We start from the raw sequence: 15,807 nt of genomic DNA on the forward strand, positions 1-15,807 counted from the left end.
CATACCGTCCCACGGCCGTGCTCCGGCCCGCGGTTGTATAACGATACCTATAACGTAAAGAGAGATACGTTACAAAACGGCGCCATGCCATGTTGTTGGCATGGCATGCGTCGTCCGGCATGGCGCGACTGCGCGACGTGTCGATCCTATGAGAAACGGTCCGCTCAGGAGACACCGTGAACCCATTCGACGACCCGGTCAAGGATGCCGACCTCCTCCGCCGCCGTCTGCGGGACCTCGACGGGAATCTCGAACAGGCCCTCGTCGCCGCCGAGGACGCGCGCGAGGAGGCGCGTCGGTTCGCCGAGGAACGGGACCGTCTCGCCGACGCGCTGGCGTCCCGCGACCGTGCCGTCCGGGAGTTGCAGGAGCGCCTGGGCCGCGCCGAGGCCCTGGCGGTGCGCGGCCAGGTGGCCCAGGACGACCTGCGGGCCGGCCGCACCAACGAGGGCGTCCTGGCGGAGGAGCTGCAGGCGACCGTCGAGGAGCTGCAGGTGCTGGCGGCGGAGCTGGAGGAGGCGAACGCCGACCTCGAAGAGCGGGTGGCGACGCGCACCGCCGAGCTGACCGACGCCAACGCCGCCCTGCGCGTCACCGAGGAGCGGCTGCGCGTCGCCCAGCGCTGCGCCGGCGCCGGCACCTGGGACTGGGATCTCGCCGCCGACACCGTCGCCTGGTCGCCGGAGTGCCGTGCGCTGCTGGGGCTCGACCGGCTGGCCGGGGACACGGGACCGGACCGCTGGGCGGCCCTGCTCCACCCCGACGACCGCGCCGCCGTCGAGGCCGCCGCGGCGGCGGTGCGCGCGCTGGCCGGCGACGAGGTGCGGATGGAGTTCCGCATCCGCCATCCCGCCGCCGGCCTGCGCTGGATCGCCGCCGTCGGCCGTGTGGTGGAGCGCGTCGACGGCCGGCCGCGGCGCCTCCTCGGCATGTGCATCGACGTCACCGGCACCAAGGCCCTGGAGGACGAGCTGCGCAGCGCCAAGCTGGCGGCGGAGCGCGCCAACGACGCCAAGTCCCGCTTCCTCGCCGCCGCCAGCCACGACCTGCGCCAGCCGATCCAGGCCGCCGCCCTCTACACCGAGGTGCTGCGCCGCCAGCTCGACGCCGAGCCGGCGCGGGAGGTGCTTGACCTGCTGCGCGCCTCGATCGACGGGCTGAACGGCATGCTGAACGGCCTGCTCGACCTGTCGCGGCTGGAGGCCGGGGTGATCGAGCCGGCCATCGTCGACTTCGTGCCGGACGAGCTGATGACCCGTTTGGCGTCGGAGTTCCGGGCCGAAGCCGAGGTGACGGGGGTGGAGCTGCGTTGCATCCCGGGCACGGTGGCGGTGGCGACCGATCCCCACCTGCTGGAGCGCGTGCTGCGCAACCTGGTCTCCAACGCCATCAAGCACGGCGGCCGGGACGAGGGCGGGCGGGTGCTGCTGGCCTGCCGCCACACCGGCGACCGGGTCGAGTTCCAGGTGTGGGACAACGGCCCGGGCATCGCGCCGGAGGACCGCGAGCGCATCTTCGAGGAGTTCGAACAGCTCAGGAATCCCGAGCGCAACCCGGTGCACGGCTTCGGCCTGGGCCTCGCCATCGTCGCCCGCATCGCCCGCCTCCTCGACCTGAGCGTGGAGGTTCGCTCCGACCCGGGCAACGGATCGGTGTTCTCGGTGGCGGTGCCGGTGTCCACCGCGGCGGCGACGCAGGCGATTTACCGCAACGCGCCGGCGGCGGAGGAGATGGCGCGGCTGGAGGGACGGACGGTCCTCCTGATCGAGGACGACCGCACCGTCCGCAATGCCCTCACCATGCTGCTGCGGGAGTGGGGGCTGGAGGTGGCGGCGGCCGGCGACGTGGAGGAGCTGGCGGCCGTCATGGATTCGCTCGCCGCCCGCCCCGACGTGGTCATCGCCGACCACCGCCTGCCGGCCGGTGCCACCGCGCGCACGGCGATCGAGACGGTGCGCCGGCGCTGGGACGTGCCGGCCATCATCGTCACCGGCGACACCGCCCCCGAGCGGTTGCGCGAGGCCATGGCGATCGGCTGTCCGCTGCTGCACAAGCCGATCGAGCCGACGGATCTGGCCTGCGCGCTGCGCGACGCCGTGGCGGCGTGACCGGCAACGGCAACCATCGCCGCACCGCTCTGTTGTCCGCCACGAACCCGGCCACACCGATCGAGCGGACACGGACATGGATTTCTCATTCCTCCGGTTCCTGGCGGAACCCTGGTTCGTCATCCCCTGGTACGCCGTGGGGATCGCCGGCGCGGCGTGGGTGGTCTACGACGGCCTTCACATCAACACGCCGCTGAACTCCCCGCTGAAGGCGGCGTGGCCGATCATCATCTTCTTCTTTTCGATCGTCGGCATCGCCCTCTACCTGTCGACCGCGCGCCCGCCGCGCATCGGCGGGATGCCCGAGGACCGCAAGAAGGAGCGGTTCCACCAGTACGCCGGGAACACCTTCCGCAAGGTGACCGGCGCGGCCATCCACTGCGTCGGCGGCGACGGGCTGGGGATCGTCTCGGCGATGGTGGCGGCGCGCATCCTCAACTGGGCCTTCTGGACCGAGTTCTGGGTGGAGTACGCCGTCGGCTTCGCCTTCGGCTGGTTCATCTTCCAGTACTGGTCGATGCGCAAGATGACCGACTCCGGCCTGATGGCCCTGTGGATGGGCGGCCGGGCCGAGTTCTTCTCGATGATCACGGTGATGGTCGGCATGGGAGCGGTGATGTGGGCGGTGACCCCGGCGGTGGTCGGCGAGCAGCCCGACCCCGGCACCTACGCCTTCTGGGGCTTCGCCGCGCTCGGCCTGATGGTCGGCATGGTCCTCACCTACCCCACCAACTGGGCCCTCGTGAAGATCGGGTGGAAACATGGCATGCACTGACTCCCGGACGGCCGGAGCCGCCGTCCTGCTGCTGGCCGCCGTCCTGGCCCTGGCGGCCCCGGCGGCGCCGCGCGCGCAGGGGCCGGCCGGCATCGCCGCGGTCCTCTCCGGACTCGCCATGTCGATGGAGACGGCCGGCACGGCGTTCCGCGAGGGGCGACGCCGCGACGGCACCCGCGCCCTCAACGACGCCCGCCGCGCCGCCATGTTCGGTCACGACAACGCCACCGGTCCGGCCGTCGCCGTGGCGGCCGACGGGCTCGCCGCGGTGCGCCGCGGCCGGCACGCCCTGCAGAACGGCGATCCCGAGCGCGCCGCCGCCATCCTGCTGAGCGGTGCCGAAGCCCTGCGTGGCGCCGTCGCCGCCCTGCCGCCGGTTCCGCCGCGGCCGCCCGCCGACCTCGACGGCATCGCCGGCCGCAACGTCATCGACGCCGACGGCACGCGGCTCGGCGAGATCGACCACATCGCCGAAGGGGCCGACGGCACCCGCTACGCCGTGCTGCGGGTCGGCGGCGTTACCGACTTCGCCGGCTTCATCGACTGGGGCAACCGGGAGGCGGCGGTGCCGCTGGACCGTCTGGTCATCGGCCGCACCATGGCGGCGCTGACCGAGAGCGTGTCGGTGCCGGAGCTGCTGAAGCACACACCCGCCGACGCCCCCGCCCTGGCCGAGCGATAAGGCCGGGCGACCGCCCCTCCCTCGGCCCCGCCGGGGGAGGGTGGCGTCCGAAGGACGCCGGGTGGGGGCTCGGTTTCGCAGCAGCGCCGAACCCCTGGCTGTGCAAAACGGGGGCGCCGGCTCGTCCTGCGATACCTCGCCCCCACCCTCCCCACGGCTCCGCCGTGGTCCCCTCCCTCCCCTGCGAAGCGGGGGAGGGTCAGGGTGGGGGCACTCGTGGGTTCGGCTCGGGGGTATGAATCTGCTAGCCCGCCAGGGGAGAGGGGCTTTTTCTCTCGCCCGATCCGCACCTCGGGCGAAATGCGCCTGACTGTGTCGATCCGCGCGCCACGCGGAGTGGCGGAGGGTCGGGTGGGCGCCGCGGCCACGTTTCCAGGAACGCTCCGCGCCCCTTCCCGTTGACAAGACAGCCATCCGCCGGAAGCCCACACGCCCTGGAGTCCCATGTCCGTGCGCTTGGACCGTCGCACAACCCTGCGTGCGGTGGCCGCAACGCTGTTTGCGGCCGCCCTGCCCGGCTGTTCCGGACAACAGTCCGCCCTCGATCCGAAGGGGCCCGACGCCGCCATGGTGGCGGATCTCGGCTGGTGGATGTTCGCCGTCGCCGCCGTCGTGCTGGCGGCCGTCCTCGCCGTCCTGGCGGCCGGGCTGCGCCGCCGCGCCCGGCCGATCGGCGAGCGCGGGCGCACGGCCGTCGTCGTCCTCGGCGGCATCGTCGCCCCGCTGGCCGCCATCTTCGCCCTGACCGTCTCGGGCGTGCTGATCGGCCGGGCCACCACCCTGCCCCGCGACGCCGACGCCCTCGTGGTGGAGGTGCGCGGCGAGCGCTGGTGGTGGGAGGTTCGCTACCCCGACGGCCCCGGCGGTGAGCCGGTCGTCACCGCCAACGAGATCCACATCCCCGTGGGCCGGCCGGTGCGCATCCGGCTCATCTCCGACAACGTGATCCACAGCTTCTGGGTGCCCAACCTGCAGGGCAAGACTGACCTCATCCCGGGGCTGACCAACGAGACCCGGCTGGTGGCCGGCGAGCCCGGGGTCTACCGCGGCCAGTGCGCCGAGTTCTGCGGCGTGCAGCACGCGCTGATGGGCTTCGTCGTCGTGGCCGAGCCGGAGGCGGACTTCGCCGCCTGGCTCGCAGCGCAGGCCCGCCCGGCGACGCCGCCGGCGGAACTGCTGCTGGCCCGCGGCGCCGAGACCTTCGGCACGGCCGGCTGCGGCCGCTGCCACACCGTGCGCGGCACCGCCGCCGCCGGCGAGCGCGGCCCCGACCTGACCCACCTCGCCTCGCGCCGCACGCTGGCGGCCGCGACCCTTCCCAACAGCCGCGGCAACCTCGGCGGCTGGATCTCCGATCCCCAGCACGTCAAGCCGGGCAGCCTGATGCCCGGTTTCGCGCTGCAGCCGGCCGACCTGCACGCGCTGGTCGCCTGGCTCGAGAGCCTGCGGTGAGACGCCCATGCCCCTGAACGAACCCGCCACCGCCACGGGCGCCGCCGCCGCCCCCGCCGCCTACGACGCCGAGACCGAGCGGCTGGCCCGCACCTGGGGCTCGCCCGGCGGCCTGCTCGGCTGGTTCATGCCGGTGAACCAACGGATCATCGGCCGGCGCTTCATCGTCACCGCCTTCGTCTTCTTCCTGCTCGCCGGCGCCATGGCGCTGGTGATGCGCCTGCAGTTGGCGCAGCCGGAGAACGACCTGGTCGGCCCCAACCTCTACAACCAGCTCATGACCGTGCACGGCACGACCATGATGTTCCTGTTCGCGATTCCCGTGATGGAGGGCTTCGCGATCTACATCGTGCCGCTGATGATCGGCGCGCGCGACATGGCGTTCCCGCGCCTCAACGCCTTCGGCTACTACGTCTATCTCATCGGCTCGACGATCTTCGTGGGCTCCCTGTTCCTCGGCGTCGCCCCGGCGGTGGGCTGGTTCAGCTACGTGCCGCTGGCCAACGAGCTCTACTCGCCGGGCCTGGGGGCCGGCATCTGGACGACCATGATCACCTTCGTCGAGGTCTCGGCCCTGACCGCGGCGGTCGAGCTGATCGTCACCACCCTGAAGCTGCGCGCGCCGGGCATGTCGCTGAACCGCATGCCGCTGTTCGTCTGGGCGGTGCTGGTCACCGCCTTCATGATCCTGTTCGCCATGCCGTCGATCATCGTGTCGAGCACCCTGCTGATCCTCGACCAGCTCATCGACACCCGCTTCTTCCAGCCCGACTACGGCGGCCAGCCGCTGCTGTGGCAGCACCTGTTCTGGTTCTTCGGCCATCCCGAAGTCTACATCATCCTGGTGCCGGCGTTGGGCATGATCTCGACCATCATCGCCACCTTCACGCAGCGGCCGATCTTCGGCTACACGGCGCTGGTGGTGGCGCTGGTGGCCAACGGCTTCGTCAGCTTCGGCCTGTGGGTGCACCACATGTTCACCACCGGCCTGCCGCAGCTCGGCATGAGCTTCTTCATGGCGGCCAGCGCCATGATCGCCATCCCCAGCGGCATCCAGGTGTTCTGCTGGCTGATGTCGCTGTGGGGAGCCAAGCTGCGCTTCAGGACGCCGCTCCTGTGGGTCTTGTGCTTCTTCGCCGTGTTCGTGGCCGGCGGGCTCACCGGCGTGATGGTCGCCTCCATCCCCTTCGACCGCCAGGTCCACGACACCTATTTCCTGGTCGCCCACTTCCATTACGTGCTGATCGGCGGCGCCGTCTTCCCGGCGGTCGGCGGCTTCTACTACTGGTACCCGAAGATGACCGGCCGGCTGATGAGCGAGCGGCTGGGGCGCTGGAGCGTGGCGCTCGCCTTCGTCGGCTTCAACCTGACCTTCTTCCCCATGCATCAGCTCGGCCTGGAGGGCATGCCGCGGCGCGTCTACCTGTACCTGGACGGGATGGGCTGGGGCGACCTGAACCGGCTGGCCACCGTGGGGGCGTTCGTCCTGGCAGCGGGCTTCCTGACGACGGCGCTCAACGCGGTGTGGAGCCTTCGCCACGGCGCGCCGGCCGGCGACAATCCCTGGGACGCCGACACCCTGGAATGGGCGACGTCCTCGCCGCCGCCGCCCTACAACCACCGCCACATCCCGGTGGTGCGCAGCCGCTGGCCGCTGTGGGACGAGCGGGCCAGCGGCGAGCGCCCGGTGGTCACCGGGCTGCGCTCCGACCGCCGCGAGATGCTGGTGACCACGGCGCTGGACGCCGAGCCGCAGTCGGTCGACGTGCTGCCCGGCCCGACCCCCTACCCCTTCCTCTCGGCGGTGGCGGCGTCGCTCGGCTTCATCGGCATCCTCGCCGACCCGATCTTCTTCGTGGTCGCCTTCTTCCTCGCCTTCTTCTCGTTCCTGGCGTGGTTCTGGCCGCGCCGTCCCTGGCGGGAGGACTGAACCATGGCGGACGTCCGCATCACCCCCGTCGTCGACGTCGCCGGCCTCAGCCGGTTCGCCGGCAGCCGGCACCCGCTGTGGTGGGGCGTGCTCGGCCTGATCGCCATCGAGCTGTCGGTGGTGACCGCCTTCATCGCCAGCTACTTCTATCTGCGGGTCAACGCCGCGCACTGGCCGCCGCCGGGCGTGGAGCCGCCGCCGTTGTTGTGGGCGTCGGTCAACGTCGGGCTGCTGCTGGCCAGCATGGTCACCATGTGGTGGGCGAGCTGGGGCATCAACCGCGGCAACCAGCGCGTCCTGGTGTGGGGCGTGTCGCTGAGTGTCCTGCTGCACTGCCTGGTGCTGGTCCTGCGCGGGCTGGAGATGGCGCGCTTCCCCTACCGCTGGGACGAGCACGCCTACGCCTCCATCGTCTGGGCGATCACCGGCTTCCACTTCACCCACGTCGCCTCGGCCATCGTCGGCAGCGCCGCCATCGCCGTGCTGGCGGCCATGGGCTACTTCACCAAGGAGCGCCAGCTCGCCGTCATCGTCGACACCCTCTACTGGTACTTCGTCTGCTCGGTGTGGATCCCGTTCTACCTCGTCCTCTATTGGTCGCCGCGGCTGTTGTAGGGGGAGGGAGAGACGCGATGCCGCCGACCGCACGCCCCCACCCCGCCCCGCCGTCGGCCCCGCTGCTGTGGGCGGGCTGGTTCCTCGGGCCGCTCGCCTGGGCGGTCCACGAGTCACTCAGCTACGGGCTGGTGCCGTGGATCTGCCAGGACGGCCACCGGCTCGTCCTGCACCTGATCACCGCCGGCACCCTCGTCGTGGCGGCGGCCGGACTGCTGGTCGGCTGGCGGAACCGCCGCCGCGCCGCCGCCGCCCGCCCGGCGATGGGCGAGCGCGCCTACAAGCGCGCCCGCTTCCTGGCGGCGGCCGGGCTCGCGCTGGGGGCCCTGTCGCTGGTCGCCATCGTCGTCGAATCCATTCCCACCCTGGTGGTCGGCGCATGCGCCCGCTGATCCCCCTGCTCGCCCTCGCGCCGCTGGTGGGCGGCGGACCGGCGGCCGCCCACGCCGTCGGCGGCGTGCCGCCGCACCCCCATTCCGACTGGCTGTGGCAGTGGGGCGCCGATCCCTGGGCGCTGGTGCCGCTGCTGCTGTCGTGGGTGCTCTACGCCGTGGGCTGGCGGCGGCTGCGCCGCGCCACGTCGGCCGACGTCGCGGGGCGCGTCCGCGAGGCCTGGTGCTTCTCGCTGGGCTGGCTGACCGCCTTCGTCGCCCTGTGCTCGCCGGTCGACCCCATGGGCGACGCGCTGTTCGCCGCGCACATGGTGCAGCACGAGCTGCTGATGACGGTGGCGGCACCGCTCCTGGTGCTCGGGCGGCCGCTGCCGGTGATGGTGTGGGGCCTGCCGGCCGGCTGGCGCGGCGGGGCCGCCGGGGCGGTGTCGGCGATCGGCCTGGCGGCGCTGGTGCGCCGGCTGTGCCGGCCCGCCGTCGCCTTCTGGGTGCAGGCGGTGGTGCTGTGGGGCTGGCACGCGCCGATGCTGTTCCAGGCCTCCGTCGTCGACGACCTCGTCCACACGGTGCAGCACGCCAGCTTCTTCGGCGCGGCGCTGGCCTTCTGGGCCGGCGTGCTCGACCGCCGGCGGCGCGGCGGCAGCCAGGGGACGGGAGTGTTCTACCTCTTCGGCACGGCGGTGCACGGCAGCCTGCTGGGCGCGCTGCTGACCTTCTCGGCGTCGGCCTGGTACCCGGTCTACGCCGCCACCGCCCCGGCCTGGGGGCTGACGGCGCTCGAGGACCAGCAGCTCGGCGGCCTCATCATGTGGGTGCCGGCGGGCCTGTCCTACGTGGTGGGCGGGCTGGCGCTGGTCGCCGGCCTGCTGAACGACATGGATTTGCGCGCCCGTCGGCGCGAGAGCAATCCGGGAGCCGGGCGTTGAGGAGGGGCATGAGGGAGACGACACGCATCGCCGGCGGGCTGGCGCTGCTGCTGCTGGCCGGCGCCGCGCCGGCCGGCTGCGACGGCGGCCGGCCCGCCGCCGGGTTGCCGCGGCCGGTCGCCGAGGCCATCGCCATCGCCCGCAGCGGCGACGCGGAGGAGCGCGCCCAGGCCGCCTTCCGCCGCCACGGCTGCGGCACCTGCCACGTCATTCCCGGGGTGGCCGGCGCCAACGGCCAGGTCGGGCCGCCGCTGACCGCCATGGCGCGCCAGGTCTACGTCGGCGGGGTGCTGCCCAACCTGCCGGAGAACCTGGAGGCGTGGATCCGCGACCCCGTCGCCATCGACCCGCGCACCGCCATGCCCGATCTCGCCGTCACCGACGGGGAGGCGCGCGCCATCGCCGGCTATCTCTACAGCGTCGGAGGATCGTGACGTGAAGCGGACCCTCCTCACCGTCGCCGCCACGCTGGTGGCGCTGGGCGTGCTGGGTGCGGGCGGCGCCGTCGCCTTCATCCATTCCGGCATCTACAACATCTCGGCGGTCTCCCAGCACTGGGCCATCACCTACTGGGCGCTGGACACCGCGCTCACCCATTCGGTGGAGACCCACGCCGCCGGCGTCGCCGTGCCCGACGATTTCGCCACGCCGGAGCACCTGGCCTCCGGCGCCCGGGAGTACCGCGAGCATTGCCAGAAGTGCCACGGCGGGCCGGGCGTCGCCCCGGAGCCCTTCGCCATGGGCATGAACCCCTTGCCGCCGCCGCTCATGCAGACCGCCCGCGACCGCACGCCGGCGGAGATCTACTGGGCCGTCAAGCACGGCATCAAGATGTCGGGCATGCCCGCCTGGAAGTACCGGATGGCGGACCCGGAGCTGTGGGCGGTGACCGCCTTCGTGGAGAGCCTGGCGCGGATGACGCCGGCCGAGTACCGGGCCCTGAACGCCGGCGACGGCCACGTCGCCGAGGGAGGTGGATCATGACGCCGCGCGTCGCCGCGTCCCTCGCCGCGCTCGCCCTGCTGGCGGCCTGCGACCAGCCGCGGGCGGCCCAAGAGCCTGCGGCGGCGCCGGCGGTGGCGCCGACGGACGTCGAGGCGTGGAGCCTGCACGCCCCCAACGTCGACACCTTCGACGTGCCGCGCGACCTCGGCGACCCGCGGGAGGGGGCGGAGGCCCTGCGCCAGTACGCCTGCATCACCTGCCACACCGTCCCCGGCGTGGTCGGCCCGACGCCGCGCACCGGCCCGCCGCTGGAGGGCTTCGCCGGGCGGCGCTACATCGCCGGCGTCCTGCCCAACACCATCGACAACTTCCTGCGCTGGGTGCAGGCGCCCCAGGAGGTGGACCCGCTGACCGCCATGCCCGACATGGGCGTCAAGCCCGAGCACGCCCGCGCCATGGCCGCCTATCTCTACGCGCGGGAGTGAGTCGTCCGAACGCCCCGGGCGGTCACAGCACGCCGAGCGTCCGCCAGACCGGCCGGCGGCGGTCGCGGTGCAGGCGCAGGCGGCCGCGCAGCTCGTCGCGGCGGTCCGCCAGGTCGGCGATGGGACGGCCGTCGCGCAGCAGCGGCCGGCCGCTGCGCTCCAGCTCGTCGAGGACGGCGTCGGCGAGGGCGCCCTCGCCGGCGTCGGGATGATCGACCAAGGCGCGGTAGACCGCCTGCTCCAGCGGGCCGGCCGGGACGCCGCTGCCGATCGCCGGGGCGGCGAAGACGCCCAGCTCGCGGCCGCGCCGGGTGGCGTCGCACACCGCGCCGTTGAAGCGGCGGGCGACGGCGCGGGCCGCCTCGTCGACCGGCCGCGCCACCGGGTGGATCTGCCCGCCCTGGACCAGCAGCGCCACCGCCGGCAGCAGCGCCTCCAGCCCGTCCGCCCGGTCGAGCAGCGCCGACAGGGGCTGCGGGCCGTCGCGCCACAGCCGCTCCACCACGGCGCGGGCACGGACCGCGCCGGCCGCCTCGTGGGCCGGCAGGCGCAGGTCGTCGGGATAGACCAGGGTCGCCAGGCCGGTCGCCAGCAGCCGCTCGGTGCGCTCGGCGGCGGTGAGCGGGCGGCGGCCGCGGGCGAACAGGTCGCGGCGGAACTGGCGGTTGAGCGCCACGTCGCGCACCGTCTCGGCCATCACCCGGTCGGGCTGGGCGGCGACCAGGGCGGCGAGCGGCGGCGGCAGGGACAGCGCGGGGAAGGCCTCGGCGGGGTCGGCGGAGGCGACGAAGGAGAGCTTCGCCTCGGCCAGCTCCGCCGCCACGTCGGCGTGGAAGAGCGGCCGCCAGGCGGCGTTCAGGTATTCGTGGGCGAGGTAGCGCGGGTCCTGGCCGGCGATGGTCTCCAGGCGCGCCCGCAGGCCGGGGTTGGCGGCGAAGTAGCCGGCGTCGGCATCGGCGAGCGTGCGGGCGAACGCGACCGCCGCCGCCGCCCGCTCGCCGGCGCTGCCGGCGCCGCGCCGGGCGTGCTCGGCGAACAGGCGGCGCAGCGGGGCGGCGGCCGCCCAGCCGGGCTGGCAGTTGTAGGAGACGTAGGCCAGCCCGCCCACCGCCAGGCCGGCCCGCAGGATGGCCCGGAGGTGTCCGGCGTCCGCGGTGCCGATCCAGGAATAGACGCCGTGCAGTGCCGCGTACTGCACCCCCGGCGGCGGCCGGTACTCGGCGAAGCCGGCGTCGGCGTAGGCGAGGTTGCCGAGCCCCGCGGCGTCGCGGAACGCCTCGGCGGCGGCGACGTGGTCTGGGTTGAAGTCGACGCCGGTCCAGGCGCCGTCGGGGTTGGCGGCGGCCAGCACGGCGGTGCCGAAGCCGAGGCCGCAGCCGAGCTCCAGGGCCGTCGCCGGCCCGCCGTCCTGCCACGGCGGCGCCACGCCGGCCAGCAGGGCGGCGAAACCGGTGTAGGACGGCGCCATCTCGCGGTAGAAGCCGGGCGAGCACAGGGTATCGACGACGTAACCGGCGGACCAATCCATGGCGACACCCGGGCAGGAGAAAGCCGCGGCATCCTAGAGCGGGATCACTCCAGGTGGAATCACCTGGAGTGATCCCGCTCTAAATTCAAATGTTCAGAGCAAGATCGCTTTTGGCCGATCCGGCCAAAAGCGATCTTGCTCCAGCAGGATGCCGCGGTTTTTCGGCAATGGGCGTCGTCAGGCAGGCAGGGGCGATCCCAGCAGCGGCAGGCCGTTCTCGCGGGCGCGGGCCAGGGCGGCCACCGCCTTGCGGACCTTCTCGAAGGCGCGCACCTCGAGCTGGCGCACCCGCTCGCGCGAGACCTTCAGCTTCTGGCTCAGCTCCTCCAGGGTCTCCGGCTCGTCGCGCAGGCGGCGGGCCACCAGGATCTGCCGCTCGCGGTCGTCCAGCGCGTTCAGGCCCAGCTTCAGGAAGTCCAGGCGCTGGCTGCGCTCCTCGGCGTCCGCCAGGGTGCGCTCCTGGTTCTGCTCCTCGTCGGCCAGCAGGTCCTGCCACTCCATCTCGGAGTCCGCGGACAGGGCGACGTTGAGCGAGCGATCGTTGCCGAGGCGGCGGTTCATCGACACCACCTCCGCCTCCGGCACGTCCAGCTCGGTGGCGATGGTGGCGACGGCCTCCGGCGTGAGGTCGCCGTTGTCGAGCTCGCGCAGCTCGGCCTTGAGCCGGCGCAGGCTGAAGAACAGCTTCTTCTGCGCCGCCGTGGTGCCGATCTTCACCAGCGACCAGTTGTGCAGCACGTACTCCTGCACCGAGGCGCGGATCCACCAGGTGGCGTAGGTGGCGAAGCGGAACCCCTTGTCGGAATCGAACTTCTGCGCCGCCGTCATCAGGCCGAGGTTGGCCTCCGCAACCAGGTCGGCCAGCGGCAGGCCGTAGCCCTGGAAACCCTTGGCGATCTTGAAGGCCAGGCGCAGGTGCGAGCCGACCAGGCGGTCGAGCGCCTTGGCGTCGCGGCCGTGATGCCAGCGCGCCGCCAGATCGCGTTCCTCCTCGGCGGTGAGGTAGGCGTAGCGGCGGGCGTCCTTGAGGTACAGGTTCAGCGTATCGTCGGTGGCGGTCGGATGCGTCAAAACAGTCTCCCCCTTCGGTTCCCGGCGTGCGACGGCAACAACGCCGGCCGACGGCCTCCTCGGGAGCGCCGTCCGCCAGCGGCCATGGATGCGGCCCGGATGGTGGGCAGGGTCGGGAACGACCACCGATATGGGGATTTCCGCCGGCAAATCAAGATGCCGGCGGAACGGAACGAGACCGCGGGTCAGCCCGCGTCGGCGCCGTCGGCCGCCTCGGCCGGCTCGGCGCTCTTCCACGCCTCCAGCTCGGCGTTGCTGACGCCGCCCAGCCGGGTCAGCGCCTGGCGCAGCCGCTCGCGGGTCAGGTCGCGGCCCAGCAGCTCCATGGACTGGATGACCGGGACCGACTGCGCGCTGCCGCTGACGGCGACGTAGAAGGGCTTGATGAAGTCGCGGAACTTGAAGCCCATCCCGTCGCACAGCGCCCGCATGGCGGCCTCGATGGCCGGCGCCTCCCACTCCGGCAGCGTGTCGAAGCGCCACAGGGTCATCTGCAGCATGCGGCGCAGGTCGTCGCCCTTGATCTTGCCGGCGGCCAGCGCCTCCGGCGCGTAGTCGACGCTGCCGGCGAAGAAGAACGACACCAGCCGGCCGAGGTCGGAGAACTTCTCGATGCGGGTCTGCGCCATGTCGGCGATGGGGCGCATGTAGGCGGGGTTGACCGCCCACTCCGCCACCTTGGCCATGAACTGGTCGAGCGTCAGCCTCTCGCGGATGTAGCGGCCGTTCAGCCAGTTGAGCTTGGGGATGTCGAAGACCGGGCCGCCCAACGAGATGTTGTCGACGTCGAACTGGGCGACGATCTCGTCGAGCGAGCGGATCTCGTCGCCCTCGGGCACCGACAGCGCCATCAGGCCGAGCAGGTTGACGAGCGCCTCCGGCAGGTAGCCGGCGCGCTGGTAGTAGAGGATGCTGGTGGGGTTGCGCCGCTTGCTGAGCTTGGTCTTGTCGGGGTTGCGCAGGAGCGGCATGTGGCACAGCTTCGGCATCTCCCAGCCGAAATACTGGTAGAGCAGCACGTGCTTGGGCGCCGACGGCAGCCACTCCTCGCCGCGCAGCACGTGGGTGATGCCCATGAGGTGATCGTCGACCACGTTGGCGAGGTGGTAGGTCGGCAGGCCGTCCGACTTCATCAGCACCTGCATGTCGACCGTCGACCACTCGATCTCGATGGGTCCGCGCTTCATGTCGTGCACGGTGCACGCACCGCTCTTCGGCACCTTCATGCGCACGACGTGGGGGACGCCGGCGGCGAGCTTGTCGGCGATCTCCTCCTGCGACAGGTTCAGGCAGCGCCCGTCGTACATCTGCCGCTGGCCCTGGGCGCGCTGGGCGCGGCGCATGGTCTCCAGGCGCTCGGGCGTGCAGAAGCAGCGGAAGGCGTGGCCCTGCTCCAGCAGATGGTCGCAGTGCTCGCGGTAGATGGCGCTGCGCTCGCTCTGGCGGTAGGGGCCGTGCGGGCCGCCGACGTCGGGTCCCTCGTCCCACGTCACGCCGAACCAGCGCAGGGCGTCGAGGATCATGCGCTCCGACGCGGCGGTGGAGCGCACCCGGTCGGTGTCCTCGATGCGCAGCAGGAACTGGCCGCCCTGGCTCTTGGCGAAGCAGTAGTTCATCAGCGCCATGTAGGCGGTGCCGACGTGGGGATCGCCGGTCGGCGACGGGGCGACGCGGGTGCGGACGGTCATAACGGCCAACAGTCGATGGGGGGTGAACGAAGGGGCGGCAGCATGCCACAAGGCCCCCGGCCGTTCAATTCCGGGGATCCCGGCGTCCGCGGCGGCCCCGGACGGCCGTCACAGGCCCCAGTAGGGCCGTCACAGGCCCCAGTAGGGCGTCCTGGCGTAGGAACGATGGAGGGTCTCCTCGTACGCGCGGTCGACGCCGGACACCGCGTCGTACGCCGGCGCGGCCTCGACCTGGCCGCGCGTCAGGCCGACGCCCACCGTCCGGGCGGCCCAGTCGATGGCGTCGATCCAGTCGGTCGACAGCACCACCTTGCGCCCCGACAGCCAGCCGCCGGTGTCGACCCGGAGGTAGCGCACCCGCCAGTCGGCGTCGTCGACCAGGAGATCGTCGACCCGGCCGAGGTCGCCGTCCTCGGCGCCGATGGCGTAGCCGATGATCTCGCGGCCGCTGCGCAGGTGCGGATCGCCCGCCGGCGGGCCATCGCCGGGCGGGACCGGCGGCGCCGGGAAGGCCGGCTCGACCGCCGGCGGGAACGGCCCGAGCACCGGCGCCGTCTCCCAGTAGGGCGCCCAGCCGTAGAACCGGGCGAGGTCGATCTCGTGCTGGCGGCCGACCGGCTTGTCCGTGTCGATGTCCGGGCTGTCCTTGACCTGGGCACGGGTCAGGGCGACCGGGACCTCGCGCCGCCCCGCGTCCGGCCGGCCCAGCGCCGATGCGGCGATCAGGACCTTGCGGCCGGGCAGCCAGGTGCCGGTGTCGACCACGAGGTAGCGCACCGCCCAGGACGCGTCGTCGACGTAAAGGTCGGAGACGCCGCCGAGGGCGCCGTCGCTGGCGCGGATCGCATGGTCGCGCAGGATCTGCAGGCTCTGGATCATCGCGGACTCCTGACGTACGGCGGCGGCCCGCCGCCGTCTGGAACGGTCTCGGGAACGGCCTCGGGGCCGGCCGGCGCCGCCACGGCCCAGCCCAGCAGCGCCAGCACGACGAAGCCGACCAGGCCGGCGATGAAGATCGCCCGGCGGGCCGGGGTGGTCAGCGCGATGCGCGCGCCGCGGGCCTTCTCCGCCGGGATCGGCGCGGGCGCGGCGGGATGGGCGCGGCGGTCCGGTTCGGCCAATGCGGTTGCCTCGCTGTTCGCTCCACCCCATCAACAGGCCGGGGGCGGGAATGGTCGCGGCCGCCCTCGTCATGCGACGTCGCATGACG

Annotated in this window: 16 protein-coding genes; 11 read left to right on the forward strand and 5 right to left on the reverse strand. The window is 72.8% G+C overall.

Annotation, left to right across the window (positions count from 1 at the left end; genetic code table 11):
* The first annotated feature begins 176 nt into the window (after positions 1–176).
* From ACSBPG_RS16825 to ACSBPG_RS16875, 11 genes are all read left to right on the forward strand, one after another.
* Positions 177–2,108, forward strand: a complete 1,932-nt coding sequence (locus ACSBPG_RS16825) for an ATP-binding protein (protein WP_435538348.1) — start codon at positions 177–179, stop codon at positions 2,106–2,108.
* A 76-nt stretch (positions 2,109–2,184) separates the two neighbouring features.
* The gene (locus tag ACSBPG_RS16830; protein WP_435538349.1) at positions 2,185–2,883 is read left to right on the forward strand and encodes a DUF4396 domain-containing protein; all 699 of its coding nucleotides are present in this window, start codon (positions 2,185–2,187) and stop codon (positions 2,881–2,883) included.
* Positions 2,870–3,565: a PRC-barrel domain-containing protein gene (locus ACSBPG_RS16835; protein WP_435538350.1), complete on the forward strand. Its 696-nt coding sequence runs from the start codon at positions 2,870–2,872 to the stop codon at positions 3,563–3,565. The genes ACSBPG_RS16830 and ACSBPG_RS16835 overlap by 14 nt, the downstream gene beginning before the upstream one ends.
* Positions 3,566–4,009: 444 nt before the next feature.
* Complete coding sequence (coxB, locus tag ACSBPG_RS16840; protein ID WP_435538351.1) at positions 4,010–5,017, forward strand: cytochrome c oxidase subunit II; 1,008 nt, start codon at positions 4,010–4,012, stop codon at positions 5,015–5,017.
* A gap of 7 nt (positions 5,018–5,024) precedes the next feature.
* Positions 5,025–6,947, forward strand: coding sequence for a cytochrome c oxidase subunit I (ctaD, locus tag ACSBPG_RS16845; protein WP_435538352.1), 1,923 nt, complete (start codon positions 5,025–5,027; stop codon positions 6,945–6,947).
* A 3-nt stretch (positions 6,948–6,950) separates the two neighbouring features.
* Complete coding sequence (locus ACSBPG_RS16850; protein ID WP_435538353.1) at positions 6,951–7,562, forward strand: cytochrome c oxidase subunit 3; 612 nt, start codon at positions 6,951–6,953, stop codon at positions 7,560–7,562.
* 17 nt (positions 7,563–7,579) lie between these two features.
* Positions 7,580–7,954, forward strand: a complete 375-nt coding sequence (locus ACSBPG_RS16855; protein ID WP_435538354.1) for a hypothetical protein — start codon at positions 7,580–7,582, stop codon at positions 7,952–7,954.
* Positions 7,942–8,880 (forward strand): cytochrome c oxidase assembly protein, encoded by a 939-nt coding sequence (locus tag ACSBPG_RS16860; protein WP_435538355.1) that lies wholly within the window; start codon positions 7,942–7,944, stop codon positions 8,878–8,880. The genes ACSBPG_RS16855 and ACSBPG_RS16860 overlap by 13 nt, the downstream gene beginning before the upstream one ends.
* Positions 8,881–8,888: 8 nt before the next feature.
* Positions 8,889–9,314 (forward strand): c-type cytochrome, encoded by a 426-nt coding sequence (locus tag ACSBPG_RS16865; protein WP_435538356.1) that lies wholly within the window; start codon positions 8,889–8,891, stop codon positions 9,312–9,314.
* 1 nt (position 9,315) lies between these two features.
* A complete protein-coding gene (locus ACSBPG_RS16870) occupies positions 9,316–9,864 on the forward strand; it encodes a c-type cytochrome (protein WP_435538357.1) in 549 nt (182 codons plus the stop codon).
* Positions 9,861–10,310: a c-type cytochrome gene (locus ACSBPG_RS16875; RefSeq protein WP_435538358.1), complete on the forward strand. Its 450-nt coding sequence runs from the start codon at positions 9,861–9,863 to the stop codon at positions 10,308–10,310. Before ACSBPG_RS16870 ends, ACSBPG_RS16875 begins: the two co-directional genes overlap by 4 nt.
* A 22-nt stretch (positions 10,311–10,332) precedes the next feature.
* Here the strand turns inward: ACSBPG_RS16875 and ACSBPG_RS16880 are convergent, their stop codons facing one another.
* The 5 genes from ACSBPG_RS16880 to ACSBPG_RS16900 form a co-directional block, all read right to left on the reverse strand.
* Positions 10,333–11,838, reverse strand: a complete 1,506-nt coding sequence (locus ACSBPG_RS16880) for a class I SAM-dependent methyltransferase (RefSeq protein ID WP_435538359.1) — start codon at positions 11,836–11,838, stop codon at positions 10,333–10,335.
* 177 nt (positions 11,839–12,015) lie between these two features.
* Complete coding sequence (locus ACSBPG_RS16885) at positions 12,016–12,909, reverse strand: RNA polymerase factor sigma-32 (RefSeq protein ID WP_435538360.1); 894 nt, start codon at positions 12,907–12,909, stop codon at positions 12,016–12,018.
* A gap of 185 nt (positions 12,910–13,094) precedes the next feature.
* A complete protein-coding gene (gene gltX, locus ACSBPG_RS16890) occupies positions 13,095–14,597 on the reverse strand; it encodes a glutamate--tRNA ligase (protein WP_435538361.1) in 1,503 nt (500 codons plus the stop codon).
* A 129-nt stretch (positions 14,598–14,726) separates the two neighbouring features.
* Positions 14,727–15,476, reverse strand: coding sequence for a PRC-barrel domain-containing protein (locus ACSBPG_RS16895; protein WP_435538362.1), 750 nt, complete (start codon positions 15,474–15,476; stop codon positions 14,727–14,729).
* Positions 15,473–15,718, reverse strand: coding sequence for a hypothetical protein (locus tag ACSBPG_RS16900; RefSeq protein ID WP_435538363.1), 246 nt, complete (start codon positions 15,716–15,718; stop codon positions 15,473–15,475). The genes ACSBPG_RS16895 and ACSBPG_RS16900 overlap by 4 nt, the downstream gene beginning before the upstream one ends.
* Positions 15,719–15,807: the final 89 nt, after the last annotated feature.

The sequence above is a fragment of the Azospirillum sp. ST 5-10 genome, from assembly GCF_051225715.1.
GTDB lineage: Bacteria > Pseudomonadota > Alphaproteobacteria > Azospirillales > Azospirillaceae > Azospirillum.